We start from the raw sequence: 1303 nt of genomic DNA, 5'->3' as shown, positions 1-1303 counted from the left end.
TGAAGTGACCCCTGTCAAGTAGACACTAATAAGAAAGCAAAAATTTATGCAGCCTGAGTCCTGAAATGATATGGACTCAGGTTGTTCAATTTCTTTTGGAAACGTTGATGGTTGTAGAATCTAATGTATTTATTTACTGCGTCCTTTACTTCTTCAGCTGTTCTGAATGAATATAAGTTAAAACACTCGCTTTTGAAGTGACTAAAAAAATTCTCCATGCAGGCATTGTCCCAACAGTTACCCTTCCTGGACATGCTTGCTGTTATTTGATATTTTTTAAGTAGGTTGTTATATTGGCGGGATGTATACTGGAACCCCTGATCGCTATGCAGGAGGACTCCTTTTACATTCCGTTTTTTCTTTGCCTTTTTTAAGGTATCAGCCACTAGTTTCATGTCATTCCTTCGGCTTACATGGTAGGCAACAATTTCATTGTTATATAAGTCTTTTATGGCGGACAGATAGAGTTTTTGGCCGTTAAAAATCAAATAAGTAATATCCGTTACCCATTTTTCGTTCGGTCCCGACGCGATAAAATCTCTGTTTAGATGATTGTCTGAGACCACATATGCTTCCTTCTTTCCGTAATACGGCTTCTTCTTACGGATGACTGCCTGGATACCCATTTCGTTCATGAGCCGCTGTATGCGTTTGTGATTGATGTGAAGTCCGTAGGTCTTCTTTAGCCAAGTCTGGATTCGTCGATATCCGTAAATCCCTTTATATTTCTTATGGCACTCCATAATTTTTTCCTTGATTTTTTCATCCTCTAGCCGCTTTGCACTAGGTGTCTCCTGTCGCTTTATCCATTTGTAATAGCCGCCTCTTGATACTTCGGCTAACTCACACAACAACTCTATCGAATATCTTCCCTTGGACATTTCTCTGATAACTTCATACTTTTTCGGTGTTGGAACTTCATCCATTCCCCCTTTTACATTTTTAAGAGCTTTTTTAGCATTTCATTCTCCGCTTCCAAGCGTTTGATCTTTTCATTAGGATCTTCAGGACGGGTTCTAGGCCTGCCCTTACCAGGTCCTCTTGATTTTCCTCGCTTTTCCTCCAACCCCTCCATGCCTTCAGCCTCGAAGTGGTTAACCCAGCGTCTAACAACTGAGTGGTGAATGCCCATTTCCCGTGCGACCGTTTTATAACCCATGCCTTCTTTAAGATAAAGATCAACAGCTCTTTTTTTAAACTGAATATCGTATGTCTCTCTAGTTTTCCCCATAGAAAAATCCCCTCCATAGTAGACAGATTAAAGTGCTTTCTTTTTTCTGTCTACTATAGGGGGATCATCTCA

The 1303-nt window shown here is 40.3% G+C and carries 2 protein-coding genes; both read right to left on the bottom strand.

The genetic code is table 11. The features are described from left to right. Nucleotides 1–44 precede the first annotated feature (44 nt). Nucleotides 45–926 (bottom strand): IS3 family transposase, encoded by an 882-nt coding sequence (locus RB160_RS23895; protein WP_316572955.1) that lies wholly within the window; start codon nt 924–926, stop codon nt 45–47. 8 nt (nt 927–934) lie between these two features. Next, nucleotides 935–1231 (bottom strand): transposase, encoded by a 297-nt coding sequence (locus tag RB160_RS23890; RefSeq protein ID WP_316572954.1) that lies wholly within the window; start codon nt 1229–1231, stop codon nt 935–937. Nucleotides 1232–1303: the final 72 nt, after the last annotated feature.

The sequence above is a fragment of the Neobacillus sp. YIM B06451 genome (assembly GCF_032667185.1).
In the GTDB taxonomy this organism is placed as follows: domain Bacteria; phylum Bacillota; class Bacilli; order Bacillales; family Cytobacillaceae; genus Bacillus_D.
Note: the sequence above shows the minus strand (reverse complement) of the source record. Positions and strands in the feature narration are given on the sequence as shown.

Excerpts from the sequence above, each read along its gene's own strand:
- RB160_RS23895 (WP_316572955.1), bottom strand. The coding sequence starts at position 926 with ATGGATGAAGTTCCAACACCGAAAAAGTATGAAGTTATCAGAGAAATG.
- RB160_RS23890 (WP_316572954.1), bottom strand. The coding sequence starts at position 1,231 with ATGGGGAAAACTAGAGAGACATACGATATTCAGTTTAAAAAAAGAGCT.